Below are 25,308 nucleotides of genomic sequence, written 5' to 3' on the forward strand. Positions count from 1 at the left end.
GACGGCGACGTGCTCAGCGCTGGGCGGACGCGTTGGCGTCCAGCCGGAACTCGACCGGCACCTGCACGGTGGAGGGGATCGGCTTGCCGTCGCGCATGGCCGGCGAGAACCGTGCATCGCGGACTGCCGCAAGCGCGGCGCGGTCGAGCTCGCGCGAGCGGCTCGATTCGATGATTTCGATGTCGCCGGTCCTGCCGTCGCTGTCGACCGTGGCGCGCAGCATCACCAGGCCTTCCTCGCGGGCCCGTAGCGCAGCGGCCGGGTAGCCGGGGTCGATCGGCGTCACCGGGCTGGCATCGCGGGTCACGCCCGCCGCCGGCGCCGGGGTGGCCTCGCGTGGACGGCGCTCGCTTGCGGGTGGCGGCGGGGTACCGTCGCCGATCTCGGGCGCGGTGCCGACCGGCGTCGGCGGCGCTTCCGGCGCGGTAACCGGCCCACGCTGGCTGTAGAAGTACCAGCCCACCGCGATCAATGCGATCAGCAGCAGGATCCACAACAGCGGACTGGAGCTCTTCCGCGGCAGGGACTCTCGCGGAGGTTCGCCGGACGGTTGGCGGACGTCGTCGGGACGGCGTGGATCGTTCATGGGTGACCCCTGTTCAGGCGGGGAATGAGCGTTCCACAGGGCATGTGCGGGCGGCGTCACGAACCGTGCCGGGTCTCACCGCTGGCCGCTGACGAACTCCACCGGCACGCGCACTTCGCCTTCCACGGGCTGGCCCGCCTGCCGCGCCGGCTCGAAGCGCCAGCGCTCGACGGCACGCACGGCGGCCCGGTCCAGCGCCGGGTGTCCACTGCTGCGGGCCACGTCCACCTGGCGCGGTCGACCGTCGATCCCGACCACCGCGCGCACCAGCACCTCGCCGCTTTCGCCGCGACGCAGCGACGTGCGCGGGTAGGCCGGCTGCTGCCTGCGTACCGCGACCGGTCGGCTGGCAGTGGCCGCGGCGGTTGCGGGCGGAGGCGGTGCGTCGACCGCGGCACGGGGTGGCTGCGGAACCGGTGTCGCCGCGGCCGCTGGAGGCTGCGCCGTCCCGGCGAGGCCCGGGTCCGCGGGAGCAGGGCCGTAGAGCCCGGGAACGTCGCGATCCTCGCCAGGAGGCTGCGGGGCCGGCAGTGCGCCGGACGCGTGCGACTGCATCGGCGCAACAGGACCGGCGTCGTCGCCGGGCAGGGCAGGGCCACGGTCGTCGAAGTAGACCAGGGCGAACAGCAGCAGGCCGACCGCGAAGGCGATGCCCATCGCGATCGCGATCCGGGCAGGCAATGGCAAACGGGAGAGTCGCAAGATGGGGTTCTTCCAGTGACTGACGACGTCCGCCGCATTCTGGCACAGGCCGCGGATGCGGCATCCGCGCACGCAGGCGATAATCCGCGTCATTGCCATTGCCCTGGATGTCTCGATGCTCGACCCCGCCCTGCTGCGCACCCGTCCCGAAGAGATCGCCCGACGCCTGCGCGAGACGCGTGGCTTCGAGTTCGATGCGGATGGCCTCGAACGTTTGGAGACCGAGCGCAAGCTGATCCAGGTGCGCACGCAGGAGCTGCAGAACCTGCGCAACACCCGCAGCAAGGCGATCGGCCAGGCCAAGGCAAAGGGCGAGGACGTGGCCGCCCTGCTGGCGGAAGTGGCCGGTTTCGGGGATGAGCTCAAGGCCAGCGAGGGCCGGCTGGAAGCGATCCGCGGCGAGATCGACGCCATCGTGCGCACGCTGCCCAACCTGCCCGATGACAACGTGCCGCTGGGCGCGGACGAGTCGGCCAATGTCGAACAGCACCGCTGGGGCGATGTGCCGCAGTTCGATTTCGAGGTCCACGACCATGTCGAACTCGGTGCGCGCCATGGCTGGCTCGACGCCGACGCCGGCGCCAAGCTCAGTGGCGCGCGCTTCACCGTGCTGCGCGGAAAGCTCGCGCGCCTGCATCGCGCGCTGGCGCAGTTCATGCTCGACCTGCACGTCAACGAGCACGGCTACGAGGAAACCAGCGTGCCGTTGATCGTCAACGCGGAGACGATGGAGGGCACCGCCCAACTCGGCAAGTTCGTCGAGGACATGTTCGCCACCCGGGTGGGGGACAGCACGCGCTACCTGATCCCCACGGCCGAGGTGCCGCTGACCAACATCGTGCGCGACGAGATCGTCGAGGCGGCGGACCTGCCGCTGCGCATGACCGCGCACTCGATGTGCTTCCGCGCCGAGGCCGGCAGCCATGGCCGCGACACGCGCGGGATGATCCGCCAGCACCAGTTCGAGAAGGTGGAGATGGTGTCGGTGACCCGCCCGGAGGACAGCGACGCCGAGCACGAGCGGATGACGCGCTGCGCCGAAGCGGTGCTCGAACGCCTCGGCCTGCCGTACCGCCGGATGCTGTTGTGCAGCGGCGACATGGGTTTCGCCGCGCGCAGGACCTACGACCTCGAGGTGTGGTTGCCCTCGCAGCAGACCTATCGCGAGATCTCCTCGTGCTCCAACGTCGGCGATTTCCAGGCCCGGCGCATGCAGGCGCGCTGGCGCAACCCCGGGACCGGCAAGCCGGAACTCGTGCACACGCTCAACGGATCCGGCCTCGCCGTCGGCCGCACGCTGATCGCTGTGATGGAGAACTACCAGCGCGCGGACGGCAGCATCGGCATACCCGACGTGCTGCGCCCGTGGATGGGCGGGGACGACGTCATCGCCTGATGCCCGTTGGCGGCCCCGGAGCTTCCCTGCGGGCGGGAAGTGCAGCGATGTCGTTGCAATGGATGGCCGTCCCGGGCGGTGCATCGGCCGGTCGAGGGTCGCCTGACGGGGCAGGCCGGTTTGTTGTGCCGGCGGAATAAACGTGATTCGATTGCGCGCATCGTTCCATCAGGCGCCGCGCATGCAGGACCTCAACGATCTGTACTACTTCGCCGTGGTGGTCGATCACGGGGGATTCGCGGCCGCGGAACGCGCGCTGGGCATCCCCAAGTCGCGACTGAGCCGGCGCATCAGCCAACTCGAGAACGAGCTCGGCGTCCGCCTGCTGCAGCGCTCGACGCGCCGGTTCGCGGTCACCGACGTGGGCCAGAGCGTGTACCGCCACGCGCAATCGATGCTGGCCGAGGCCGCTGCCGCGCGCGAGGTGGTCGACCGCCTCAGCGCCGAACCGCGTGGGCTGGTGCGGGTCAGCGTGCCTGTCTCGATCGCCCAGCAGTCCATGCCCAAGCTGTTGCCGGACTTCCTTGCACGCTACCCGCAGGTGCGCGTGCAGCTGCATGTCAACAACCGCCGCGTGGACGTCATCAACGAAGGCTTCGACATCGCCGTGCGCGTGCGTTCCAAGCTCGACGACGACGGCAGCCTGGTCATGCGCAGCTTCGGCCATGTCCAGGAACTGCTGGTCGCAAGCCCCGAGTACCTGCGTCGCGCGGGACGCCCGCGCGACCCGGACGACCTGCGCGAACACGTCACCATGACCATGGGCGAGGACGAGGTGAAGCAGCGCTGGGAGCTGCACGGCGGCGACGGCCAGGTGCAGCGGATCGAACTGAAGCCTCGCGTGGCGGGTTTCGACTTTCCGATGCTGATGTCGCTGGCGCGCCAGGGGCTGGGCATCACCATGCTGCCCGAAACCATCTGCGCCGATGCGGTGCGCAGCGGTGAACTGGAAGTGGTGCTGCCCGACTGGACCCTGCCGCAGGGCATTGCGCATGCGGTGTTTCCGTCACGGCGCGGCCTGTTACCCGCGGTACGGGTGTTCATCGATTACCTCGCCGAGCGCCTGCCGCCGCTGCTCGCGGAGTCGAGCCTGGATTGCAAGAACCGCCCGAAAGGCGCCGGGCCGAATGGCGAGGGCACCACGCGTGGTACGTCCGCTGCGGCCCCGCGTGCGACAATGCGCTGAGCTGCGCGACCCGATACGGCTACGTCGCTCATCGTCTAGCATCCGCATCCGCTGCCTCGATGGACTTGCAGATTTCGGAAGCGTGGCCGAGTGGTTGAAGGCACCGATCTTGACCCGGAGGCCTGAAGGCCGGAGGGAACAGCGGCATCGCCGCTGGTCAAACCGGCGTTGCTGAAAGAACGGAGAGATGGCCGAGTGGTTTAAGGCAGCGGTCTTGACCCGGAGGCGATAGCCGGAGGGAACAGTGGCGCAGCCACTGGTCAAACCGCCTTGATGGACTTGCAGATTTCGGAAGCGTGGCCGAGTGGTTGAAGGCACCGGTCTTGACCCGGAGGCCTGAAGGCCGGAGGGAGCAGCGGCATCGCCGCTGGTCAAACCGGCGTTGCTGAAAGAACGGAGAGATGGCCGAGTGGTTCAAGGCAGCGGTCTTGACCCGGAGGCGATAGCCGGAGGGAACAGTGGCGCAGCCACTGGTCAAACCGCCTTGATGGACTTGCAGATTTCGGAAGCGTGGCCGAGTGGTTGAAGGCACCGGTCTTGACCCGGAGGCTGAAAGCCGGAGGGAACAGCGGCATCGCCGCTGGTCAAACCGGATCGACGAAAAAACGGAGAGATGGCCGAGTGGTTTAAGGCAGCGGTCTTGAAAACCGCCGAAGGGTCAAACCTTCCGTGGGTTCGAATCCCACTCTCTCCGCCAACCTTGCTGATCCTCCTTGCGGTCCCCCCACTCCATCGCTAGCCTCATACGCGGGGAAAGCAGAAGGAGGGGCCAAGGATGACCATCCGTGTCTTTCTGGTAGACGACCATGCGCTCGTCCGTACGGGCCTGCGCATGATCCTGGCCAGCGAAGTCGACATCGAAGTGGTAGGCGAAGCGGAGACCGGCGAAGCGGCACTGCCGGACATCCGCCGCCTGAAGCCGGACGTGGTGCTGTGCGACCTGCATCTGCCGGGCCTGAGCGGCCTGGAGGTGACCGAGCGCATCGTGCGCGGCAAGTACGGTGCGCGGGTGATCGTGGTGTCGGTGCTCGAGGACGGGCCGATGCCCAAGCGCCTGATCGACGCGGGCGCCTCCGGCTACGTCGGCAAGGCGGGCGATGCCAGCGAGCTGTTGCGCGCGGTGCGCGTGGTCGCCGCCGGCAAGCGGTACCTGGCCACCAGCATCGCGCAGAACATGGCGCTGTCCGCGCTGGCCGGCAATGACAGCCCCTTCGACCAGCTGTCCGCGCGCGAGCTCGAGATCGCGATGCTGCTGATCCAGGGGTTGCGACAGGAAGAGATCGCGCGTCGGCTGAGCCTCAGTGCCAAGACCGTCAATACCCACAAGACGCGGATGTTCGCGAAGCTGCAGCTGCACGACACGATCGCGCTGGCCCGGCTGGCCGGGCAATACGGCCTGGCCGACCCCACGCACGCGCTGTAGCACTTGCAGGGCAACAAAAAAGGGCGGCCCGAGGGCCGCCCTTTCTGTTTGCATCGCCGATGATCAGGCGTCGCGCGTTGGTGCGGTGTTGGCCGCCGCCTCCTGCGCAGACGTGGCGTGCCCGCTGCCGTCGTCATCGACACCCGCAGCTTCGACCTGCGTGGACTCTTCGGTGTCAGCGTCGACCCCGGCAGGCGTCGCGGCCAGCGCATCCGGCTCATCCGCGGTGCTCGCATCGAACAGGCCCGGCATGACCGGATCGACCGTGGCGACTGCCGAAGCCTGCGCTGCCGGCACCTGCTCCGGATTAACCGCTGGCTCGGACGCGACGTCAGCTGCATTCACCGCCGCATCTGCCGGCGTCGGGTTGACGACGGCGGTCTCCCCGGAATGATCCTGCGACGTTTCGGCCTCGACGCCCGACTCCTGCTGCGCGGCGGCGACGGTTTCCGCGGACTGGACCGGCGCCGGTACGTCCTGCACCGGCGTGGGCCTGTCCCGTGCGGGCTCGCGCCGCGCGGCTTCGTCCTCTACAGACCGGACTTCGACTGGTTCTGCCTGGGCGGGCTCGGCCCGGGCAGGTGCCGGCGGCTCGACCGGGGACGGCGACTCGGCGATCTCCGGCTGCCGCTCCACTTCGGGGCCACCGCGGTCATGGTTCGACCTGTAGCGGTCCGGCACGGCGGGAGGTGCCGGCGGCTCGACAGCTGCCGTCGTCTCTGCCTGGGCAGTGGCTGCCACCGCCGGTGCTTCCTGTGCGGCGGCCGCGGTCATCGCCACCGCTGCGACGGCGACGCTGGCCGCTGCACGTTGTGCGGGTTCCGCGTCTTCGGTGGTCTCCTGCACAGGCGCGGCGGTGCGCTCGCGAACGGGCGCCGGCATGTCATCGAAATCGAACTCGGGCTGCGAGCCGTCGACCGCCGGCGTGGGGCCGTCGGAAGCGACGTTGTCGTCCTGCATCGCGCCATCCTCGCCAGCCGCGGCCTGCTCGCCGTTGCCACGACGACGGCGACGACCGCCGCGACGTCCGCGACGACGACGGCTGCCACCATCGCCTTCGCCGTTGCTGTCGTCCTGTGCCGCGGTGGCATCGGTCGCCGCTGCCTCGGCGACATCTGCCGCGAGCTGGACATTGGTGTCGACAGCGGATGCCTCGATCGCTTCGGCCGGGGCCGCTGCGATGGACCTGCCGAGCCCGTCCGTCGCGGCAGCGGTCGTCACGACCGCTGCATCGTCACGACGCTTGTCCTCGCCCTGGCCACGCGGAGTGCCCGCGTCGGCGAGGTCGGCCTTGCGTCCACCCTGCTGGCCATCCGGCCTCGGCTGCTTTGGCGGCCGCGGCTGCTTCTGCTGCTGGGCATTCTGCTGCGCCGGTGCGGAAGCCTGCTGGGCGACCTGCTGTGCAGCCTGTGCGCCCTTGGCCGCCTTTTCGCCCTTGTTGCCGCGCTCGGGCCGCTCGGCCTGCGTGTTGCGCGCCTCGCGGCCGCCCTGTGTTGCGTTGCGTTCGCCATGCGCCGGCTTCGGCCCGCGCCGTTCGTCACGACGTCCGTTGCCACCGCCACCGTCACGGCCCTGACGGCGGTCGCCGCGCCGGCCACCGCGGCCATTGCGGTCGCCGGACGCGTCGTCACGATCCTGCTGCGGGCGATTGCCGCGGGTGCCGGTGGCCGGCGATGCCGGCTCGGACGCGAACAGGCGCTTCAGCCAGCCGACCAGGCCCGCGGCAGGCGCGGGCACCGGTGCCGCGACAGGCGCCACGGGCGATGCCACGGCCACCGGTGCAGGTGCTTCCTCGCGCGGCTCGCGCACCGGCGCGGGCTGCGTGGGACGCACGTTGGTGACCGCTGGCGGCGGCACGTTGAGGTTGTTCTTGTTGAGCGCGATGGTTGCCAGCTTGCGCGGCGTGCCGCGCTGGTAGCTTGGCTTGCTGGTCTCTTCGCCGAGCTCGTTCTCGCGGATGCGGGTGACTTCGTAATGCGGCGTGTGCAGCTGCTCGTCGGCCACGATCAGGATCGGCGCCGTGTGGCGCTTCTCGATCTCCGCCAGCGCGCCGCGCTTCTCGTTGAGCAGGTAGTTGGCGATCTCGACCGGCGCCTGCACCAGCACCTGGCCGGTGTTGTCCTTCATCGCGTGCTCTTCGGCGACGCGGATGATCGACAGCGACAGCGACTCGATGCTGCGCATCCGGCCGTGGCCCTCGCAGCGCGGGCAGACGATCTGGCTCGACTCGCCCAGGCTTGCGCGCAGGCGCTGGCGGCTCATTTCCAGCAGGCCGAACTTGGAGATCCGGCCCAGCTGCACGCGCGCGCGGTCGTACTTGAGCGCGTTCTGCAGGCGGTTCTCGACCTCGCGCTGGTGCTTGGAGGACGACATGTCGATGAAGTCGATCACCACCAGGCCGCCGAGGTCGCGCAGGCGCAGCTGGCGGGCGACTTCGTCGGCTGCCTCGAGGTTGGTGTGGAACGCGGTTTCCTCGATGTCGCCGCCGCGGGTGGCGCGCGCGGAGTTCACGTCGACCGCGGTCAGCGCTTCGGTCTGGTCGATCACCAGCGCGCCGCCGGACGGCAGGCGGATGGTGCGCTCGTAGGCGTTCTCGATCTGCGATTCGATCTGGAAGCGGTTGAACAGCGGGGTGTCGTCGGTGTAGTGCTTGAGCTTGCGCAGGTTGTGCGGCATCACCTGCTCGACGAATTCCTTCGCCTCTTCATACATCTCAGGCGTGTCGACGAGGATCTCGCCGATGTCGGCGCGCATGTAGTCACGCAGCGCGCGGGTGATCAGGCGCGATTCCTGGTAGATCAGGAACGAGGCCGGCTTCGACAGCGCGGCGTCGCAGATCGCCTTCCAGATGCTGAGCAGGTAGTCGAGGTCCCACTGCAGTTCCTCGGCATCGCGGCCGACGCCGGCGGTGCGGATGATCACCCCCATCTCGTCGGGGATGTTGAGCTTGTCCATCGCCTCTTTAAGCGCGGCGCGGTCCTCGCCCTCGATGCGGCGCGACACGCCGCCGGCGGTGGGCGAGTTCGGCATCAGCACCATGTAACGGCCGGCCAGCGAGATGAACGTGGTCAGGGCGGCGCCCTTGTTACCGCGCTCTTCCTTCTCCACCTGGACCACGACTTCCTGGCCCTCGCGCAACAGCTCGCGGATGCCGGCATTCCGATGGTCGACGCCCGCCTGGTAGTAGTCGCGGGAAATTTCCTTCAGCGGCAGGAAGCCCTGGCGGTCGGCGCCGTAATCGACGAAGGCGGCTTCCAGCGAGGGCTCGAGCCGGGTGATGCGGCCCTTGTAGATATTGGACTTGCGCTGTTCCTGCGACGGTTGCTCGATGTCGATGTCGTAGAGCGTCTGTCCGTCAACAGTGGCCACGCGCAGTTCTTCGGCCTGCGTGGCGTTGATCAGCATGCGTTTCATGGGTGCGTTCCTCGCGCGCTGCACCGCGCGGAACGCCGTGGGCGTCTCGCCTCTGGAGACTTGGACCGCGCCACCCGGGATGAGCCCGGGGGGCAGGGCAAGGGGATGCCCCGGCGCCTGGCGGCGCGGCCTTGGGTATTCCAGCGCTGCGACACCACGGCGGACCGCGGGAGCGCTTGTTGTTCGTTGTCTGTTTTGGGGCCGGAGGCGGGCCGGCTGAGCCGTACGCCACGCGGGTCATGTTCAATACACCGGATCCTCGCGGCCCGGACGATGGCCGGGTCTGCCGATGAGCCGCTAACATGTCCGCCCCGGGGGCGGTGGCCGCGCACTGCATCGGAATCGAAGGAAGGCGGGCTTTCGGCCCCCGCGCGCGGCGCTGGCCACATCGGCCGCACCACTCGCAACTCCCTGCGAAATCAAACCCTTATCTCGCGCGGCGAGTGTAGCAGATCAAAATCGCCGATGGCCCATTCAGAAACACCCCCACGCGCCGGTGGCGCCCGCACGGTCCGGGTGCCCGATGACCGTGACGGCCAGCGCCTCGACAACTTCCTGCTGGGCCAGCTGAAAGGCGCGCCGCGCAGCCTGGTCTACAAGCTGGTGCGCTCGGGCCAGGTCCGCGTCAACGGTGGCCGCGCCAAGGCGGAACGGAAGCTCGCCGGCGGTGACGAGGTGCGGATCCCGCCGGTGCGGATCGAGGAGCCCGGCACGCCGGGACGGCCGGCCAAGGGGCTGCTGCAGGCGATCGAATCCTCGATCGTGTTCGAGGACGCGCGCCTGCTGGCGCTGAACAAGCCCTCCGGCATCGCCAGTCATGGCGGCAGCGGGATCAGTTTCGGCGTCATCGAGACCCTGCGGGCCCTGCGGCCGGATGAGCCGTTCGAGCTGGTCCATCGCCTCGACCGCGACACCTCGGGCCTGCTGGTGATCGCCAGGAAGCGCTCGGCGCTGACCACGCTGCAGGCGTTGATGCGCGAAGACGACGGCGGCATCGCCAAGCGTTACCTGGCGCTGCTGGCGGGGCGGATGCCGGACGGGCTCATGAGCGTGGACGCCCCGTTGCACGTGGGCCTGCGCCAGGGCGGGGAGCGCCATGTGCAGGTCAACCAGGCCGGCAAGCCGTCGCTCAGCCATTTCCGCGTGCTCGAGCGCCGCGGCGGCCATTCCTGGTGCGAGGTCCGCATCGAGACCGGCCGCACCCACCAGATCCGCGTGCATGCGCAGCACATCGGCCACCCGGTTGCCGGCGACGACAAGTACGGCGACCCGGAGGTCAACCGTCGCCTGCGCGACCAGATCGGGCTGAAGCGGCTGGCCCTGCATGCCGCATCGATGGAATTCGCCCTCGAGGACGGCCGCGTGCCGTACGTGCTGCATGCCCCGCTGGCGCCCGAGCTGGCAACGGTGCTGGATGCGCTCGGCGGCTGAATCCTGTTGGCCGCGGATCACGCGGAAGAACGGGATCCGTGGCAGGAAGTCGCCGGCTCAGCCGATGAGCACGTCGGCCTTCGCCGCGCAGATGAAGTCGTTCTCGCTCAGGCCACCGACGTCGTGGGTCGACCAGCGCACCACGCAACGGTCGTAGTGGACACCGAGGTCGGGGTGATGGTCCTCGCGGTGGGCGATGAAGGCGAGGGCGTTCACGAAGGCCATGGTGCGGTGGTAGTCGTCGAAGCGGAACGTGCGCACCAGTGCGTGGCCGTTCTCGGCGAGCTCCCAGGCGGGGACTTCGGGCAGCAGCTCGCGCAGGCGTGCTTCCGGAAGCCGGTGTTCGCTGCCCCGGCGCGGGATGCAATGGGCCTGTGCAAGCGGCACGAGATCGGACATGGCGGGCTCCTCGGTAATCCAACCGCAGGCCAACGGCGCAGGACCGCGCGCGCGGGCGTTCCGGAAAAGGTGTGACGGGAAGGCTAGAATACGCCGATGATCCAGATCTCCGACAGCGCACAGACCCACTTCCGCACCCTGATCGAACGCGAAGGCCTGCCCGGTCTCGGTGTACGCCTTGCGGCAATGCATGCCGGCACGTCGCGTGCCGACGTGCGTCTCGAGTTCGCCGAACCCGCCGATCTGCGCGGCGACGAGTGGGCAGTGGACTGCGAGGGTTTCACCCTGTGGCTTGAAGCCGACAGCGTGCGCTGGCTGGATGGCGCCGAGATCGACTACGCGGTGCAGGCCACCGGCGGGCAACTGCAGATCCGCGCGCCGAAGATCAAGGGCGAAGTGCCGGCGGATTCCGCGTCGCTGGTGGAGCGGGTGCGCTGGCTGGTGGAACACGAGATCAACCCGCAGCTGGCCCAGCATCGCGGCCATGTGTCGGTGGTGGAAGTGACCGGCGATGGCGTCGTGGTGCTGCGCTTCGGCGGCGGCTGCCACGGCTGCGGGATGGCCGACATCACCCTCAAGCAGGGTATCGAGAAGACCCTTGTGGAGAAGGTGCCGGGGGTGACCGCGGTGCGCGACGCCACCGACCACGACACCGGCGACGCGCCGTACGTGCCGCGCGACGCCGCCTGACAGGGCCCCGGCGCGAGTGTTCTCCTCCGCCGAACTGATTTCAGCGCTGCACAGGCGCAAGCGCCGCTCGATCCGCCCGCCATCTCCGGCTGGCGAGTTCCCGCCCGGCTGGCAATCCTGGCTGGACACGATGCAGGCCAGCCCCGGCCGGGTACGTGGCGCACCCGCGCCCGACATCATCTCGCTGCTTGCCGCCCGCGAACCCACGCCCTTGCCGCCAGGCGAAGTACTCGAGAACCGCTGGCAGGCATTCACCGTGCTGTGGCGGCAGCACTGGGAACGGGCACCCGACGATGAGCGTGGCATGCGCCGGCTGTCATCCGCGGTGTCCGGCGTGCTGCACCTGGTGTGGCTGTTCCTGCTGGGCTGGCTGATGGTGGTGCCGCCATGGACGGGTCCGACGCAGGCCGGCGAGGACAGCGCGATCGAGGTGACATGGATCGGCGAAGGCACGCCGCGCGACGAAGGGGCCGGGCCGCCGGCAGCCGGCGACGCCATTCCGGAGGTCGCCGATTCGCGACAGGAACCGTCGCCACCTCCGCCGCCTCCCGCAGCGCAGCCCGACCCGGTGCCGGCCAGCGTCGCGGAAGCGGCCACGCCGCCGCCCGAGCCCCAACCCGAACCCGCACCGGCAGCCGCCGAGCAGCCGCTGGTGGTCACCGAGACCGCGGTGCCGGATACCACCTTCGTCGTGCCGCCACCGCCCGAGGTGCCGGTGCTGCAGCCGCGACTGCGGGAGCGCACCGTGGAGCTGCGTGATCGCGAGATCCCGGTGCAGGAGCCTGTGGAACTCGCGCGGCCGGAGCTGCCCGCCTTGCGGTCCGTGGCCGTCACGCCGAGCATCGAACAGCCGGTGGTGGAGCTGGCCGAACGCAAGGTGGTGGCACCGGTCCGCCTCCCCGATGCGCCGCGCATCGCTGCGCCGTCGGTGCGCGCGCCTGTCGTCGAAGCGGACGCGCCAGCCGCGCCGGTGCGCGAGATCGCACTGCGCGAGACATCGGACGGGCAGGGCGCGAGCGAGACCGTGGACGCCACCCGCGCAACGGCCGCGGCTGGCAGCACCAGCAGCGATGCCGCACCCGCGGCTGACGCCGGTACCCGGCCCGATGCCACGGCCGCCGGCGCAGGCCCGGCCACGTCGCCGGCCCCCGGCGCGATCCCATCGCCGCGGTCCGGCGATGACTGGGATACGGCTGCGCAGAACCGCGCGGGCGGACAGGCCGGCACAGCGGGCCTGTTCAACCGCGACGGTCGGCCACAGTTGCCGCCGGGTGCCGGCGGGCGCGTTGGCGGCGGCCTGCCGCCAGGCACCGTCACCGAGGATTACGAAAAGATCGACCGCATGGGCACGTGGCTGCGGCGTCCACCTTCCGATTTCGAACCCACCTCGCTCGACCGCTTCTGGGTGCCGCACGAGAACCTGCTCGAGGAATGGGTGCGCCGAAGTATCCGCACCGTGCTGATTCCCATCCCCGGCACCAGCAAGTCGATCCGCTGCGATGTGGCGCTCCTGGCGTTCGGTGGTGGCTGCGGGATCACCGATCCGAACCTGCAGGATGTCGAGGCCGGCGCACGGCCACCGCCGGATGTCCCGTACAAGCCTGAGCTGCAGGAAGGCGACGACGCCCGGTGAGGACATCGCAACGAAAGACGGAGCCTTGCGGCTCCGTCGGCGTCGTTGCAGCGAGGGTGAACGTCAGCGCTGCGAGTGCGTGGCCTCGAGGGTGACGATCTGCGACGGACGCGAGCCGAAGTACGCGGCGAGATCGGCGATTTCCTGATCGTTGAGACCGGTGGCCTGGTTGGCCATCAGCGCGTTCGAACGCTCGCCGGCACGGTAGGCCTGCAACGCATGGGCGAGGTAGTCGGCGTACTGGCCACCAAGCTTCGGGTAGGTCGCGTCGAGTGGCTGGTTGCCGTCGGGGCCATGGCAATCGATGCAGGACTGGCCGGTGGCCTCGCCCTTGGTATGGGCCAGCGCTTCGCCCTGTTCGACGCGGCCCCTGGGCAGGCCGGCGGACGAGGAGCGGTTCTCGGCGGTGGCCGCGTGTTCGCCCTCGGCACCGCCCGAGCAGGCGGACAGCAGCAGGGCGGTGGCGACCGGAAGGGCGAGGAGGTGCAGACGGGTCATGGCGCGGCTCACTTCTGCAGGCCGGAAAGGAACGCCGCGATATCGGCGATGTCCTGGTCGGAGAAACTCTTGGCCTGCACTTCCATGGTCGGATGCCGGCGCCCGCTGTTGCGGTACTCGGTCAGCGCGTTCACCAGGTAGGGCTCCGGCTGGCCGCCGATCTTCGGCACGCGGTAGTTGGGGTAGGCGTTCTTGTAGTTCGGAATGCCGTGGCAGCCGTGGCACGTGTAGGTGAGCATGCGGCCGTTTTCGAGATCGGGCGTGCCGGTGGCCGGCTGCGGCTGTTGCGCATGGGCCGCGCTGGATGCGGCAAGGGCAAGACAGGCTGCAAGTAGCGGTCGCATCATGTTGTTCCGCATTCCTGTTGGCTGGTTTCGCGTGGCGTTGGCCGGTAGGGATCGGCGCCTGCTTTCCCCGGCGCGCAATCGCCCGAGTATAGCCTGCGTTCATGGCGCATCCCAAGGTGGTCGGCAGTCGCATCCAATCGCTGCGATCGTGGGAACACGGTAGCGCCGCCCTGTCCTGCAACGCCGGGCGCGGGCGTTTGCGAAAGGCATGCAGCCACGCATTACCACCGGGCCGGGATCGCTTACGATGCGCGCCCGGCATCGACGGCGCCGGCGGTGGATGCCGCCGACGCCCGCCGGATGGGGCACTGAACTTCAGGCGCATCGGGCAGACCAGCAGGTGATGCCCGCGGTGCCGCGTGGGTCGCCACGAGTCACCATGACCTTTGACGGATGATGTCAGCGGGTCCTGGTGATATACATAACTACAACACCAACCAAACGTTCTCGGGGATCCACGGACATGCGTTCGTATCGTGTAGCAGCCACACGCTGGCACAACAGCCTGCCGGCCATCGGAATGGTCTTCCTGTTCGCCATGCTGGCGGGCTGCGGCAAGGGCGCCGGCGATGCCGCAGCCAAGGAACAGGCCGACCCGGCGACCACCGCGGTGCCGGTGGAAACGGCAGAGGCTTCGCGGCGCGCGATCGCCGCCAGCTACACCGGCACCGCGCCGCTGGAGGCACAGGCCGAAGCCCAGGTGGTGGCGAAGACGTCGGGCGTGGCGCTGCAGGTGCTGGTCGAAGAAGGCGATGTCGTTCGCGCCGGCCAGCCGCTGGTGCGGCTGGATCCCGATCGCGCGCGCCTCAACCTGGCGCAGCTCCAGGCACAGCTGAGCAAGCTGCAGAGCAACTTCAACCGCTCCGACCGCCTGGCCTCGCAGCAGCTGATCAGTGCCGGTGACCACGAGCAGCTCAAGTACGACCTGGAGAACGTGCGCGCGGCCTACCGCCTGGCGCAGCTGGAACTGTCCTACACCAACGTGGTGGCGCCGATCTCGGGCGTGGTGGCCTCGCGTTCGATCAAGACCGGCAACTTCGTGCAGATCAACACGCCGATCCTGCGCATCATCGACAACTCGCGGCTCGAGGCCACGCTCAACGTACCCGAGCGCGAGCTGGCCACGCTGCGCGCCGGCCTGCCGGTGCGCCTGCAGGTGGACGCGCTGCCCGGTCGCGAATTCGTCGGCACGGTCGATCGCGTGGCGCCGGTGGTGGATGCCGGCAGCGGCACATTCCGGGTGATCTGCGCCTTCGCCGGTGACAGCCTGCAACCCGGCATGTTCGGCCGCATCCGCATCGATTACGACCAGCGTGCCGACGCATTGACCATTCCGCGGCTGGCACTGCTCGACGACGAGGGCGAGCCCTCGGTGTACGTGGTACGCGACGGCAAGGCCGTACGCACGGCGATCGAGCTGGGTTATGTCGATGGCAACCTCGTCGAGGTTCGCAAGGGCCTGGAGCCCGGCGACGCGGTGGTGACCGCCGGCAAGGTGGCCCTGCGCGACGGCGGCCTGGTCCAGGTGATCGGCCCGCGCGTGGCGGCAGCGCCGACCGATGCATCCAACGACAGCAGCGGCGAACGTCAATGAACCGGCTCGATGACGACATGGCTGGCGCCTCCGAAGGCACCGGTCCGGGCCCGTACGCCCGCGGCGGGGTGATCGAGTTCTCCACCCGGCGCCGCGTCACCGTCGCCATGGTGACGGTCAGCCTGCTGCTGTTCGGGCTGCTGGCGCTGGGCAACCTCAAGGTCAACCTGCTGCCCGACCTGAGCTTCCCGACCCTGACCGTACGCACCGAGTACACCGGTGCCGCGCCGTCGGAGATCGAGACCCTGGTCAGCCAGCCGGTGGAGGAAGCGCTGGGCGTGGTGAAGGGCCTGCGCAAGATGAAGTCGGTCTCGCGCACCGGGCAGAGCGACGTGGTGCTCGAATTCGCCTGGGGCACCGATATGGACCAGGCGGGCCTCGAGGTGCGCGACAAGCTGGAGACCCTGCAGCTGCCGCTGGAAGTGGCGGCACCGGTGGTGCTGCGCTTCAACCCCTCGACCGAGCCGATCCTGCGCGTGGCGCTGAGTGCGACGGGCGAGGGCGACGCGGTACGCCAGCTCACCGCGCTGCGCCGCTACGCCGACGACGACCTGAAGAAGAAGCTTGAGCCGGTGACGGGCGTGGCCGCGGTGCGCGTCGGCGGCGGCCTCGAGGACGAGATCCAGGTCGAGCTCGATACGCAGATGCTCGCGCGCATCGGCCTGCCGATCGACAACGTGATCCAGCGGCTCAAGCAGGAGAACGTGAACCTGTCCGGCGGCCGCCTGGAGCAGGGCACGCAGCGTTACCTAGTGCGCACGGTGAACCAGTTCGCCGGCGTGGAAGAGATCCGCGAGATGCTGGTGGCCACGCAGTCGGCGGCGGCCAGTGGTGGCGGTGGTGCGGACGAGGTCGCGCGCATCGCGGCGGCCTCCGGCGATGCCGCGGTGATGGCCGCAGCGATGCAGGCGCAGAGCGCGGGCAGCGGCGGCAACCGCGCGGTGGCCGATGGCCGCCCGGTGCGGTTGCGCGACATCGCCGAGGTGCGCCAGGGCTATCGCGAACGCGAGTCGATCATCCGCCTTGGCGGCCGCGAGGCGGTGGAACTCGCGATCTACAAGGAGGGCGATGCCAACACCGTCGCCACCGCCGATGCGGTGCATGCGCGCCTCGAACAGCTGCGCAAGGAAGTGCCGCCCGGGGTCGAGCTCACCGTGGTCGACGACCAGGCGAAGTTCATCCGCGCGGCGATTTCCGACGTCAAGTTCGACGCGGTGCTCGGCGGCACGCTGGCGATCCTGATCATCTTCCTGTTCCTGCGCAGTGGCTGGAGCACCTTCGTGATCGGCCTGTCGCTGCCGGTGTCGATCATCACCACGTTCTTCTTCATGGACCAGCTGGGCCTGAGCCTCAACGTCATGTCGCTCAGCGGCCTGGCGCTGGCCACCGGGCTGGTAGTGGATGACTCGATCGTGGTGCTGGAGTCGATCGCCAAGGCGCGCGAGCGCGGGCTCGGCATCCTTGCGGCGGCGATCGAGGGCACCCGCGAGGTGAGCATGGCGGTGGTGGCCTCGACGTTGACGCTGATCGCGGTGTTCCTGCCGCTGGTGTTCGTCGAAGGCATCGCGGGCGAGCTGTTCCGCGACCAGGCGATCACCATCGCACTCGCCGTCTCGATCTCGCTCGCGGTGGCGATGACATTGATCCCGATGCTGAGCGCGCTGGGCGCGACGTCGCCGATGCAATTCCCCGACGAGGACCCGCATCCGCAGTGGCGGCCTGACCGCCGCTGGCAGAAGCCGGTGGCCGCGACGGGTCGTGGCATCGGCGCGTCGGTGCGCGGGGTCTGGTTTGCCATTGCGTGGACGGTGGTGCGCGCCTGGCGTGGGGTGGTTGCCCTCGTCGGCCCGGTCATGCGCAAGGCCAGCGACCTCTCGATGGCGCCGTACAACCGTGCCGAGCGTGGTTACCTGCGTCTGCTGCCGGCCGCGCTGGCGCGGCCGGTGCTGGTGATGGGCGTTGCGGCGCTGGCCTTCCTGGCCAGTCTCGCGATCGTGCCGATGCTGGGCACCGACCTGATCCCGCAACTGGCGCAGGACCGCTTCGAGATGACCATGAAGCTGCCGCCGGGGACGCCGCTGCGCGAGACCGACCGGGTGATGGCCGACGTGCAGCGCGCGCACGCGGACGACGAAGGCGTGGACGCGCTGTTCGGCTACACCGGCTCCGGTACCCGCCTGGACGCCAGCCCCACCGACAGCGGCGAGAACGTCGGCAAGCTCACCGTGGTCATGACCGATGGTGGCAGCCGCGCACTCGAAGGCACGCTCAGCGATCGGCTGCGGGCGACGATGGCGCGCTATCCCGGCGTGCAGGTCGACTTCAGCCGGCCGGCGCTCTTCAGTTTCTCCACGCCGCTGGAAATCGAACTGCGTGGCCAGGACTTGGACAGCCTCGCCGCGGCCGGGCAGCGGATGGCCGCAATGCTGCGGACCAGCCCGAACTATGACGACGTCAAGTCGACCGTCGAGCAGGGCGCGCCCGAGATCCAGATCGTGTTCGACCAGGCACGTGCCGGCGCGCTCGGCCTGACCACGCGGCAGGTTGCCGATGCGGTGGTGCGCTCGGTGCGCGGCGAGGTGGCGACGCGCTACAACTTCCGCGACCGCAAGATCGACGTGCTGGTGCGCGCGCAGCAGGACCAGCGGGACTCGCTCGAGGCGATCCGCAACCTGGTGGTGAACCCGGAAGCCGCGCGCCCGGTGCGGTTGTCGGCAGTGGCCGACGTGGTGTCGACCACCGGCCCGGCGGAGATCCATCGCGCCGACCAGGTGCGCGTGGCGGTGGTGTCGGCGAACCTGCGTGGCATCGACCTCGGCACCGCGGTATCGGACGTGCAGCGTCTGGTGGCAGACGCCAACGCTGCCGGTGCCGGCCTCGGCGCGGGCGTGTCGATGCACATCGGCGGCCAGGGCGAGGAGCTCGCCAGCTCGCTGCGTTCGTTGCTGTTCGCCTTCGCGCTGGCGATCTTCCTGGTCTACCTGGTGATGGCCTCGCAGTTCGAATCGCTGCTGCATCCGTTCGTCATCCTGTTCACCATTCCGCTGGCCGTGGTGGGTGCGGTGCTGGCCCTGCTGGTGACCGGCAACACGATCTCGGTGGTGGTGTTCATCGGCCTGATCCTGCTGGTCGGGCTGGTGGTGAAGAACGCGATCATCCTGATCGACAAGGTCAACCAGCTGCGCGAGGAGGGTGTGCCCAAGCGCGAGGCGATGGTGGAGGGCGCGCGCTCGCGCCTGCGGCCGATCGTGATGACCTCGCTGTGCACGGTGTTCGGCTTCCTGCCGCTGGCGCTGGCGTTCGGCGAGGGCGCCGAGGTCCGTTCGCCGATGGCGATCACGGTGATCGGCGGCACCATCGTCTCCACGCTGCTCACGCTGGTGGTGATCCCGGTGGTCTACGACCTGATGGACCGCCGTGGCGACGCCTGGTACCGGGCGCGCGGCCTGCGTGCGCGCGGTGCGACCGACGCCGCACTGGTGGCATCAGCGGAGGCGCAGCACGCATGAGCGTCGCCGAACTCAGCCTGCGCCGCCCGGTCACCACGGTGATGCTGTTCGTGTCGCTGTTCGTGGTCGGGCTGATCGCATCGTTCCGCCTGCCGCTGGAGGCGTTGCCGGACGTCTCCGTACCGTTCCTGTTCGTGCAGCTGCCGTACGCGGGCTCCACGCCGGAAGAGGTCGAGCGCAACGTGCTGCGTCCGGTCGAGGAAACCCTGGCGACGATGACCGGCATCAACCGCCTGCGCAGTCGTGCCAACTCCGAGGGCGCGACCGTCATCATGGAGTTCTCGGACTGGGATCGCGACATCGCGATCACCGCATCCGAGGCGCGCGAGCGCATCGACGCGATCCGCGGCGAGCTTCCGGGCGACTTCCGCCGCTACTTCGTCTTCAAGTTCTCGACCACCGACGCACCCGTGCTGCGGGTGCGCCTGGCCGGCGATACCGACCTGACCGGCGCCTACGACCTGATCGATCGCCAGCTCAAGCGGCGGATCGAACGCGTGCCCGGTGTCGCCCGCGTCGAGATCAGCGGCGCGCCGCCGAACGAGGTCGAGATCGCCATCGACCCGGAGCGGCTGACCGCGCATGGCATCGAGCTCAACGCCCTGGGCGAACGCCTGCGCAACGCCAACTTCTCGGTCTCCGCCGGCCTGATCGAGGACGGCGGACAGCGCCTGCGCGTGCAGCCCGTGGGTGAGATCGACGACCTCGAACAGCTGCGCGAGATGTCGATCAACAGCAGCGGCCTGCGCCTGCGTGATGTCGCCGACGTGCGGCTGCGTCCGCAGCGGATGGACTACGGCCGGCGCCTGGACGGCCGCACCGCGGTCGGTATCGACATCTTCAAGGAGCGCGACGCCAACCTGGTGGAGGTGTCGCGCGAAGCGCTGGCCGAGATCGACCGCGCGCGCGCCGAGCCGGGGCTCGAAGGCATCGACGTCAAGGTCATCCAGAACATGGGCGAGGAGGTCACCGGTTCGTTGCTGGAGCTCGCCGAGGCCGGTGCGATCGGCCTGTTGCTGTCGATCGTCGTGCTGTTCTTCTTCCTGCGCCACTGGCCGTCGACGCTGATGGTCACGCTCGCGATTCCGATCTGCTTCGTGATGACGCTGGGCTTCATGCACTTCTTCGGCGTGACCCTCAACGTGCTGACCCTGATGGGCCTGCTGCTGGCGGTGGGCATGCTGGTCGACAACGCGGTGGTGGTGGTCGAAAGCATCTACCAGGAGCGCGAGCGTTATCCCGACCGCCCGGCGCACGCCTCGATCGTCGGCACCCGCAACGTGGCGATCGCGCTGTCGGCCGGCACCCTGTGCCACTGCATCGTGTTCCTGCCGAACCTCCTGGGCGAAACCAACCAGATCAGCATCTTCATGGCCCAGATCGCTATCACGATCTCGGTGTCGCTGCTGGCCTCGTGGCTGGTGGCGGTGAGCCTGATCCCGATGCTGTCGGCACGCATGCGCACGCCGCCCGCGGTCGCCAGCCCCGATGGCTTCATCCCGCGGCTGCAGCGCCGCTACGCGCGCTTCCTGCGCTGGACGCTTCAACATCGCGGCTGGAGCGTTGCAGGCATCGCGCTGGTGGTGGCGATCAGCATCGTGCCGATGGCCAAGACCAAGATGGACATGTTCGGCGGCGGCGAGGGCGGCAACGAGGTCACCGTCTATTACCAGTGGAAGGGAAGCTACAACCGCGAACAGCGGTCGCAGGAAGTGGCGCGGGTGGAGAACTTCCTCGACGAGAACCGCGAGCGGCTGGGCATCACCCAGATCTATTCCTGGTACGGCGAGCAAGGCGATTCGGGCACCGTGGTGACGTTCGGCGACGGCAAGGTGGATCTGCGTGCGAAGAGCGACCAGCTCAGCAAGGAACTGCCGAAGTCGGCCCGTGCGGAGATCGGCATCCAGGGATCGGGCGACGGTGGCCAGGGCGGTGGCGTCGGCCAGAACGTGCAGGTGCTGCTGGTCGGTGACTCGGCGCAGGCACTGCGCGAGCTTGCCCTCGACATCCTGCCGGTGCTCGAGAGCAGGCCGGAGCTGCGCGACGTGCGCATCGATGCCGGCGACACCAACCAGGAACTCACCGTACGGGTGGACCGCGATCGTGCCGCCGCCTATGGCTTCAGTGCGGAACAGGTGTCGAACTTCGTCGGCATGGCGCTGCGCGGAAGCCAGCTGCGCGAGTTCCGCCGTGGCGAGACCGAGGTACCGGTGTGGGCACGGTTTGCCGGCGCGGAGAGCTTCTCCGCCGAGGACATCGCCACCTTCAACGTGCGATCGCCGGACGGCCGCACGGTGCCGCTGATGAGCATGGTCGACGTGACCCTGGTCCCGGGCGCCAGCCAGATCAGCCGCACCGACCGCCAGACCACGCTCGCGATCCTGGCCAACCTGGAAGGCGAGGCGACCATGCAGGATGCGCGCAAGGCCATGGAAGGGACGCTCGCGGCGATGTCGTTGCCTGCGGGCTACGGCTACAGCTTCTCCGGCAGCGGCTTCGAGGAAGACCAGCAGGCGATGGTGCAGATGCTGTTCAACTTCGTGCTGGCGCTGGTGATGATCTACGTGGTGATGGCGGCGGTGTTCGAGTCGCTGCTGTTTCCCTCGGCGATCATGAGCTGCGTGCTGTTCTCGATCTTCGGCGTGTTCTGGCTGTTCTGGATCACCGGCACGGCGTTCACGGTGATGGCCTTCATCGGCGTGCTGGTGCTGATGGGCGTGGTGGTCAACAACGGCATCATCATGGTCGAGCACATCAACAACCTGCGTCGCCGCGGCATGAGCCGCACCGACGCGCTGGTGGCAGGCAGCCGCGAACGCCTGCGGCCGATCCTGATGACGATGGGCACCGCGATCCTTGCGATGATCCCGATCTCGCTCAGCGACACCGTGGTGCTGGGCGGGCTGGCCTACTCGCCGATGGCACGCGCGGTGGCTGGTGGCCTCGCGTTCTCCACCGTGGTCAGCCTGCTGTTCCTGCCGACCATCTACGCGCTGCTGGACGACCTTGCCGCGGGCACGAGCCGGGTGTTGCGCCGCGCACGTCGTCGGCGCGGTGAGGACGTGGCGCCGCCGCTGACCGTGGATGTCGCCTGAGTCGACGGGAGCGGGGGACGCTCCCGCTCCCGTCGCGTACATGCCGGGAGCGGGTCCGGGGCGCCGCCGTGATTCCAGGCAGGACGCATGCGGCCGGCCCACGATGGAAGCGGAGTCGGCCGGGATCAGCCGAACATCTGGCGTGCGATGCGCAGGCCCGCCACCCAGACACCGACGCTCGAGCCGATGTTGGTGAGGATGAAATTGAGGATGGTCCGTGACACCCGGTTGCGGTACCACCCGCGCAGGGTCACCGCATCGTCGCGCAGCGCAAGGAAGTCGCCGTAGGCGGGCTTGCGCAGCCGCGCTTCGATCAGCGCACTGAACAGACCCGGCGAAATGCCGGGCGGGCGGAGCGGTTTCAACGGCGCGGCAATGGCGGCCGCCAGCACCCCGAGCGGATGCGCCGCGGCGGCGATCGCGCCCAGTGCAGCGAAGCCAGCGGTGATCAGCACCCAGTCGGTGACCATCTGGCGCCCGAGTTCGGCGCCGCCGTGCCAGAACCCCCAGCCGATCATGGCGAGGATCAGCACCATCACCACGCTGGTGACCCAGCGCATGCTGCGTTTCGGTGGCACGTGTTCCAGCTGCGCACGCAGGACGCCTGGCGGATCGGCATCCTCGGCAAGGTGGCGGGCAAGCCCAGCGAGGTGTCCCGCGCCGACCACCGCCAGCACCTCGCGCGCACCGTCGGGCACCTCACGCAGGCGCGCGGCCATGTAGCGATCGCGCTCGGCGATCACGCTCTCGTACAGCGCCGGGCTGGTCTGCGCGAACTCGCCGAAGCTCGATTCCAGCATGTCGCCCTGCTTGAGCTTCTCGATCTCGGCCTCGCCCATCTCCTCGCTGCTCATCAGCCCGGCGAGCAGGCTGGAAGCCAGCTTGAGCTTGCCGAAGAAGCCGAGCCGGCTGGAGGCACGGCGGAAGGTCAGGCCGACGTCGCGGTCGATCAGCTCGACTGCCAGTCCACGTTCCCGTGCCGCGGCGACCGCACGCTTGAGCTCCGCACCCGGTTCGATACCCAGCTGCTCGGCCAGCCGCCGCTGGTAGGCGGCCAGGGCGAGATTGGCGGCGAACATCGCCACGCGCCCCTTCCGGATCACGTCGACCAGGTTGAGGCTGGCCAGCGTGTCGGGGTCGGTCAGCGCCTGCAGGCGTCCGGCATCCAGTTCCACCGCGACGGTATCGAACCCGCCGCTGTCGATGGCGTCCTCGACGGCATCGACGCTCGCCCGCGACACATGTGCGGTGCCGAGCAGGGTATAGCGCACGCCGTCGCGTTCGACGATGGCATGCGGCTGGCTGTGCCACAGCCGGGACACGGGTTCGGTGATCAAAGGTGGCGTTCCGTTCCCGTGGGCGGGTCAGTCGATATAGCGCTTGAGCAGATCGCCGTAGGCGTCGATGCGGCGATCACGCAGGAACGGCCAGATCCGCCGCACGTCCTCGCTGCGCTTCATGTCCACTTCGGCCAGCAGGATTTCCGGCCCGTTTCCCGCCTGGGCGAGGAACTCGCCCTGCGGACCCAGCACGTGGCTGTGGCCCCAGAAGTCGATGCCGGCAGCCCCGAGCGGCGACGCCTCATGGCCGACGCGGTTGCACGACAGCACCGGCAGACCGTTGGCCACGGCATGCCCACGGTGGCTGAGGATCCACGCATCGCGCTGGCGGTCCTTTTCCGCCTGCTCGTCACCCGGGTCCCAGCCGATCGCGGTGGGGTAGAGCAGCAGCTCCGCACCGGCCAGCGCCATCAGGCGCGCCGCTTCCGGGTACCACTGGTCCCAGCAGACCAGCACGCCAAGGCGGCCCACCGCGGTATCGACCGGCTGGAAGCCGAGGTCGCCCGGGGTGAAGTAGAACTTCTCGTAGAAGCCCGGGTCGTCGGGGATGTGCATCTTGCGGTACTTGCCGGCGATGCTGCCGTCGGCGTCGAACACCACCGCGGTGTTGTGGTACAGGCCCGCGGCACGGCGCTCGAACAGCGAGCTGACCAGCACCACGCCATGCTGCTTCGCCAGCGCGGACAGCCGGTCGGTGCTGGGGCCGGGAATCGGCTCAGCCAGGTCGAATTCGTCCACGCATTCGTGCTGGCAGAAGTAGGAACCGTTGTGCAGTTCCTGCAGCAGCACCAGACGCGCACCGTCAGCGGCCGCTTCGGCCACGCGCTGCTCGATGACGGCGAGATTCGCGGCGGCATCGCCGTGGTTGCGCTCCTGGATGAGCGCGACGGAAAGAGTGTTGTTCTTCATGCGGACAGTCTAATACCCGGGGGCTGTATGCCCCTTGATCGAGGACGCGCGTAGCTGATGCGTGGGGTGGCGCGCGCCGTGTCCGCGGTGTGCCGGCAGGCCGCGCGGGTGAGTGGCGTCAGCCGAGCACGCCGGCCGGCAGCTGCATGGTCAGGCAATGCAGGCTGCCGTTCTGCCAGATCAGCGGACGGCAATCGATCTGCACGATCTCACGCCCGGGAAATGCTGCAGCAACGACATCACGCGCACGCTCGTCCGCGTCGTCGCCATAGCCAGGCATCAGCACCGCATCGTTGAGGATGAGGAAGTTGGCGTACGACGCGGCCAGGCGGCGATCGCCATCATGGATCGGGCGCGGCCACGGCAGCGGGAACATGCGGTAGCTGCCGCCATCGGGCGTGCGCAGCGCGGCGATCTCCTCGCCCATCGCGCGCAGTTCGTCGTAATGGGTGGCATCGCCAGCGTCGTCGCAGGCCTGGTAGACGATCGCGTCGGGGGCCGCGAAGCGGGCGAGGGTATCGACATGGGCGTCGGTGTCGTCGCCTTCCAGATAGCCGTGGCGCAGCCACAGCACGCGGTCCTGTGCCAGCGACGCCATCAGCCGTGCGTCGAGTTCGTCCTGCGCCAAGGTGGGGTGGCGCTCGCGCAGGCACTTCCATGTCGTCAGCAGCGTGCCCTCGCCATCGGTTTCGATGGCGCCGCCCTCGAGCGCGAAGTCGATCGTCTGCACGGTGCTGTCCGTGAAGACGCCCATCGTCGCCAACCGGCGCACCAGCGCATCGTCCTCGGTCGCCTCGAACTTGCCGCCCCAGCCGGTGAACCGGAAGTCGAGCAGGCGGAAGCCTTCGCCGGTGCGCAGCGTGACCGGGCCGGTGTCGCGCAGCCAGGTGTCGTTGTAGGGCACCGGCAGGAAGCGCACACGCGACATGTCGATCCGCGCCGACGCCAGTCGCGCCCGGGCGTAGGCCTCGACATCGTCATCGGCCACGCACAGCAGCACCCGCTGGAAACGCGTGATTGCCGCCACCAGCGCGATATAGGTCTCTTCGACCTCGCCAAGGCGATCGGCCCAGTCGGTGCCGGCATGTGGCCAGGCCAGCAGGATCGCGTCCTGCGGCTCCCATTCGGCGGGGAAGCGGATGGTGTCGGTCATCTT

General features: G+C 69.1%; 18 protein-coding genes and 1 tRNA gene. 10 read left to right on the forward strand and 9 right to left on the reverse strand.

The window, feature by feature from the left end; genetic code table 11:
* Positions 1-13: 13 nt before the first annotated feature.
* Positions 14-586: an energy transducer TonB gene (locus E5843_RS06755; protein ID WP_134673283.1), complete on the reverse strand. Its 573-nt coding sequence runs from the start codon at positions 584-586 to the stop codon at positions 14-16.
* Positions 587-661: 75 nt separating this feature from the next.
* Positions 662-1,288, reverse strand: a complete 627-nt coding sequence (locus E5843_RS06760; RefSeq protein WP_136412223.1) for an energy transducer TonB — start codon at positions 1,286-1,288, stop codon at positions 662-664.
* A gap of 115 nt (positions 1,289-1,403) precedes the next feature.
* Between E5843_RS06760 and serS the strand changes: the two genes are divergently transcribed.
* The 4 genes from serS to E5843_RS06780 all read left to right on the forward strand — a co-directional run bounded on the left by serS (position 1,404) and on the right by E5843_RS06780 (position 5,293).
* Positions 1,404-2,684 carry a serine--tRNA ligase gene (gene serS, locus E5843_RS06765; protein ID WP_136412224.1) on the forward strand — a complete coding sequence of 427 codons (1,281 nt, stop codon included), beginning with the start codon at positions 1,404-1,406 and terminating at the stop codon, positions 2,682-2,684.
* 181 nt (positions 2,685-2,865) lie between these two features.
* Positions 2,866-3,870, forward strand: a complete 1,005-nt coding sequence (locus E5843_RS06770) for a LysR family transcriptional regulator (RefSeq protein ID WP_136412225.1) — start codon at positions 2,866-2,868, stop codon at positions 3,868-3,870.
* Between the two features lie 607 nt (positions 3,871-4,477).
* Positions 4,478-4,567 (forward strand) — tRNA-Ser (locus E5843_RS06775).
* A 78-nt stretch (positions 4,568-4,645) separates the two neighbouring features.
* Positions 4,646-5,293, forward strand: coding sequence for a response regulator (locus tag E5843_RS06780; protein WP_134673286.1), 648 nt, complete (start codon positions 4,646-4,648; stop codon positions 5,291-5,293).
* A 63-nt stretch (positions 5,294-5,356) separates the two neighbouring features.
* On the opposite strand, the gene E5843_RS06785 is transcribed toward E5843_RS06780, so the two are convergent.
* Positions 5,357-8,707 (reverse strand): Rne/Rng family ribonuclease, encoded by a 3,351-nt coding sequence (locus E5843_RS06785; RefSeq protein WP_136412226.1) that lies wholly within the window; start codon positions 8,705-8,707, stop codon positions 5,357-5,359.
* A 465-nt stretch (positions 8,708-9,172) separates the two neighbouring features.
* On the opposite strand from E5843_RS06785, the gene E5843_RS06790 reads away from it, so the two are divergent.
* Positions 9,173-10,138: an RluA family pseudouridine synthase gene (locus E5843_RS06790; protein ID WP_136412227.1), complete on the forward strand. Its 966-nt coding sequence runs from the start codon at positions 9,173-9,175 to the stop codon at positions 10,136-10,138.
* Between the two features lie 57 nt (positions 10,139-10,195).
* Here E5843_RS06790 and E5843_RS06795 read toward each other — a convergent pair whose 3' ends face one another.
* Positions 10,196-10,537 carry a 4a-hydroxytetrahydrobiopterin dehydratase gene (locus E5843_RS06795; protein WP_134673289.1) on the reverse strand — a complete coding sequence of 114 codons (342 nt, stop codon included), beginning with the start codon at positions 10,535-10,537 and terminating at the stop codon, positions 10,196-10,198.
* 96 nt (positions 10,538-10,633) lie between these two features.
* Here E5843_RS06795 and E5843_RS06800 point away from each other — a divergent pair, with 96 nt between their 5' ends.
* The gene (locus E5843_RS06800) at positions 10,634-11,227 is read left to right on the forward strand and encodes an NfuA family Fe-S biogenesis protein (RefSeq protein WP_136412228.1); all 594 of its coding nucleotides are present in this window, start codon (positions 10,634-10,636) and stop codon (positions 11,225-11,227) included.
* A 16-nt stretch (positions 11,228-11,243) separates the two neighbouring features.
* Complete coding sequence (locus E5843_RS06805) at positions 11,244-12,860, forward strand: hypothetical protein (RefSeq protein WP_141065826.1); 1,617 nt, start codon at positions 11,244-11,246, stop codon at positions 12,858-12,860.
* Between the two features lie 63 nt (positions 12,861-12,923).
* Here the strand turns inward: E5843_RS06805 and E5843_RS06810 are convergent, their stop codons facing one another.
* Together E5843_RS06810 and E5843_RS06815 are read right to left on the reverse strand one after the other, a co-directional pair.
* Positions 12,924-13,358: a c-type cytochrome gene (locus E5843_RS06810; RefSeq protein WP_134673291.1), complete on the reverse strand. Its 435-nt coding sequence runs from the start codon at positions 13,356-13,358 to the stop codon at positions 12,924-12,926.
* An 8-nt stretch (positions 13,359-13,366) separates the two neighbouring features.
* The gene (locus E5843_RS06815; RefSeq protein WP_134674616.1) at positions 13,367-13,702 is read right to left on the reverse strand and encodes a c-type cytochrome; all 336 of its coding nucleotides are present in this window, start codon (positions 13,700-13,702) and stop codon (positions 13,367-13,369) included.
* A gap of 523 nt (positions 13,703-14,225) precedes the next feature.
* On the opposite strand from E5843_RS06815, the gene E5843_RS06820 reads away from it, so the two are divergent.
* Genes E5843_RS06820 through E5843_RS06830 form a run of 3 tightly spaced genes read left to right on the forward strand, consistent with a single transcriptional unit; the run spans position 14,226 to position 21,903 of the window.
* Complete coding sequence (locus E5843_RS06820; protein ID WP_244240854.1) at positions 14,226-15,299, forward strand: efflux RND transporter periplasmic adaptor subunit; 1,074 nt, start codon at positions 14,226-14,228, stop codon at positions 15,297-15,299.
* 17 nt (positions 15,300-15,316) lie between these two features.
* Positions 15,317-18,808 (forward strand): efflux RND transporter permease subunit, encoded by a 3,492-nt coding sequence (locus tag E5843_RS06825; RefSeq protein WP_141066138.1) that lies wholly within the window; start codon positions 15,317-15,319, stop codon positions 18,806-18,808.
* Positions 18,805-21,903 carry an efflux RND transporter permease subunit gene (locus E5843_RS06830; protein ID WP_141065827.1) on the forward strand — a complete coding sequence of 1,033 codons (3,099 nt, stop codon included), beginning with the start codon at positions 18,805-18,807 and terminating at the stop codon, positions 21,901-21,903. Before E5843_RS06825 ends, E5843_RS06830 begins: the two co-directional genes overlap by 4 nt.
* 125 nt (positions 21,904-22,028) lie before the next feature.
* Here E5843_RS06830 and E5843_RS06835 read toward each other — a convergent pair whose 3' ends face one another.
* The 3 genes from E5843_RS06835 to E5843_RS06845 all read right to left on the reverse strand — a co-directional run bounded on the left by E5843_RS06835 (position 22,029) and on the right by E5843_RS06845 (position 25,305).
* Positions 22,029-23,225, reverse strand: a complete 1,197-nt coding sequence (locus E5843_RS06835; protein WP_244240855.1) for a TraB/GumN family protein — start codon at positions 23,223-23,225, stop codon at positions 22,029-22,031.
* Between the two features lie 42 nt (positions 23,226-23,267).
* The gene (locus E5843_RS06840) at positions 23,268-24,152 is read right to left on the reverse strand and encodes a carbon-nitrogen hydrolase (RefSeq protein WP_136412231.1); all 885 of its coding nucleotides are present in this window, start codon (positions 24,150-24,152) and stop codon (positions 23,268-23,270) included.
* A gap of 118 nt (positions 24,153-24,270) precedes the next feature.
* Positions 24,271-25,305, reverse strand: a complete 1,035-nt coding sequence (locus E5843_RS06845; RefSeq protein WP_136413059.1) for an agmatine deiminase family protein — start codon at positions 25,303-25,305, stop codon at positions 24,271-24,273.
* Positions 25,306-25,308: the final 3 nt, after the last annotated feature.

Origin of the sequence: Luteimonas yindakuii (genome assembly GCF_004803715.2) — a bacterium.
In the GTDB taxonomy this organism is placed as follows: domain Bacteria; phylum Pseudomonadota; class Gammaproteobacteria; order Xanthomonadales; family Xanthomonadaceae; genus Luteimonas; species Luteimonas yindakuii.

Bases quoted from the DNA above. Each gene is read 5' to 3' on its own strand.
- E5843_RS06825 (WP_141066138.1), top strand. From the start codon at position 15,317: ATGGCTGGCGCCTCCGAAGGCACCGGTCCGGGCCCGTACGCCCGCGGC.
- E5843_RS06785 (WP_136412226.1), bottom strand. From the start codon at position 8,707: ATGAAACGCATGCTGATCAACGCCACGCAGGCCGAAGAACTGCGCGTG.
- E5843_RS06815 (WP_134674616.1), bottom strand. From the start codon at position 13,702: ATGCGACCGCTACTTGCAGCCTGTCTTGCCCTTGCCGCATCCAGCGCG.
- E5843_RS06820 (WP_244240854.1), top strand. From the start codon at position 14,226: ATGGTCTTCCTGTTCGCCATGCTGGCGGGCTGCGGCAAGGGCGCCGGC.
- serS (WP_136412224.1), top strand. From the start codon at position 1,404: ATGCTCGACCCCGCCCTGCTGCGCACCCGTCCCGAAGAGATCGCCCGA.
- E5843_RS06755 (WP_134673283.1), bottom strand. From the start codon at position 586: ATGAACGATCCACGCCGTCCCGACGACGTCCGCCAACCGTCCGGCGAA.
- E5843_RS06845 (WP_136413059.1), bottom strand. From the start codon at position 25,305: ATGACCGACACCATCCGCTTCCCCGCCGAATGGGAGCCGCAGGACGCG.
- E5843_RS06810 (WP_134673291.1), bottom strand. From the start codon at position 13,358: ATGACCCGTCTGCACCTCCTCGCCCTTCCGGTCGCCACCGCCCTGCTG.
- E5843_RS06780 (WP_134673286.1), top strand. From the start codon at position 4,646: ATGACCATCCGTGTCTTTCTGGTAGACGACCATGCGCTCGTCCGTACG.
- E5843_RS06840 (WP_136412231.1), bottom strand. From the start codon at position 24,152: ATGAAGAACAACACTCTTTCCGTCGCGCTCATCCAGGAGCGCAACCAC.
- E5843_RS06830 (WP_141065827.1), top strand. From the start codon at position 18,805: ATGAGCGTCGCCGAACTCAGCCTGCGCCGCCCGGTCACCACGGTGATG.
- E5843_RS06800 (WP_136412228.1), top strand. From the start codon at position 10,634: ATGATCCAGATCTCCGACAGCGCACAGACCCACTTCCGCACCCTGATC.
- E5843_RS06790 (WP_136412227.1), top strand. From the start codon at position 9,173: ATGGCCCATTCAGAAACACCCCCACGCGCCGGTGGCGCCCGCACGGTC.
- E5843_RS06770 (WP_136412225.1), top strand. From the start codon at position 2,866: ATGCAGGACCTCAACGATCTGTACTACTTCGCCGTGGTGGTCGATCAC.
- E5843_RS06795 (WP_134673289.1), bottom strand. From the start codon at position 10,537: ATGTCCGATCTCGTGCCGCTTGCACAGGCCCATTGCATCCCGCGCCGG.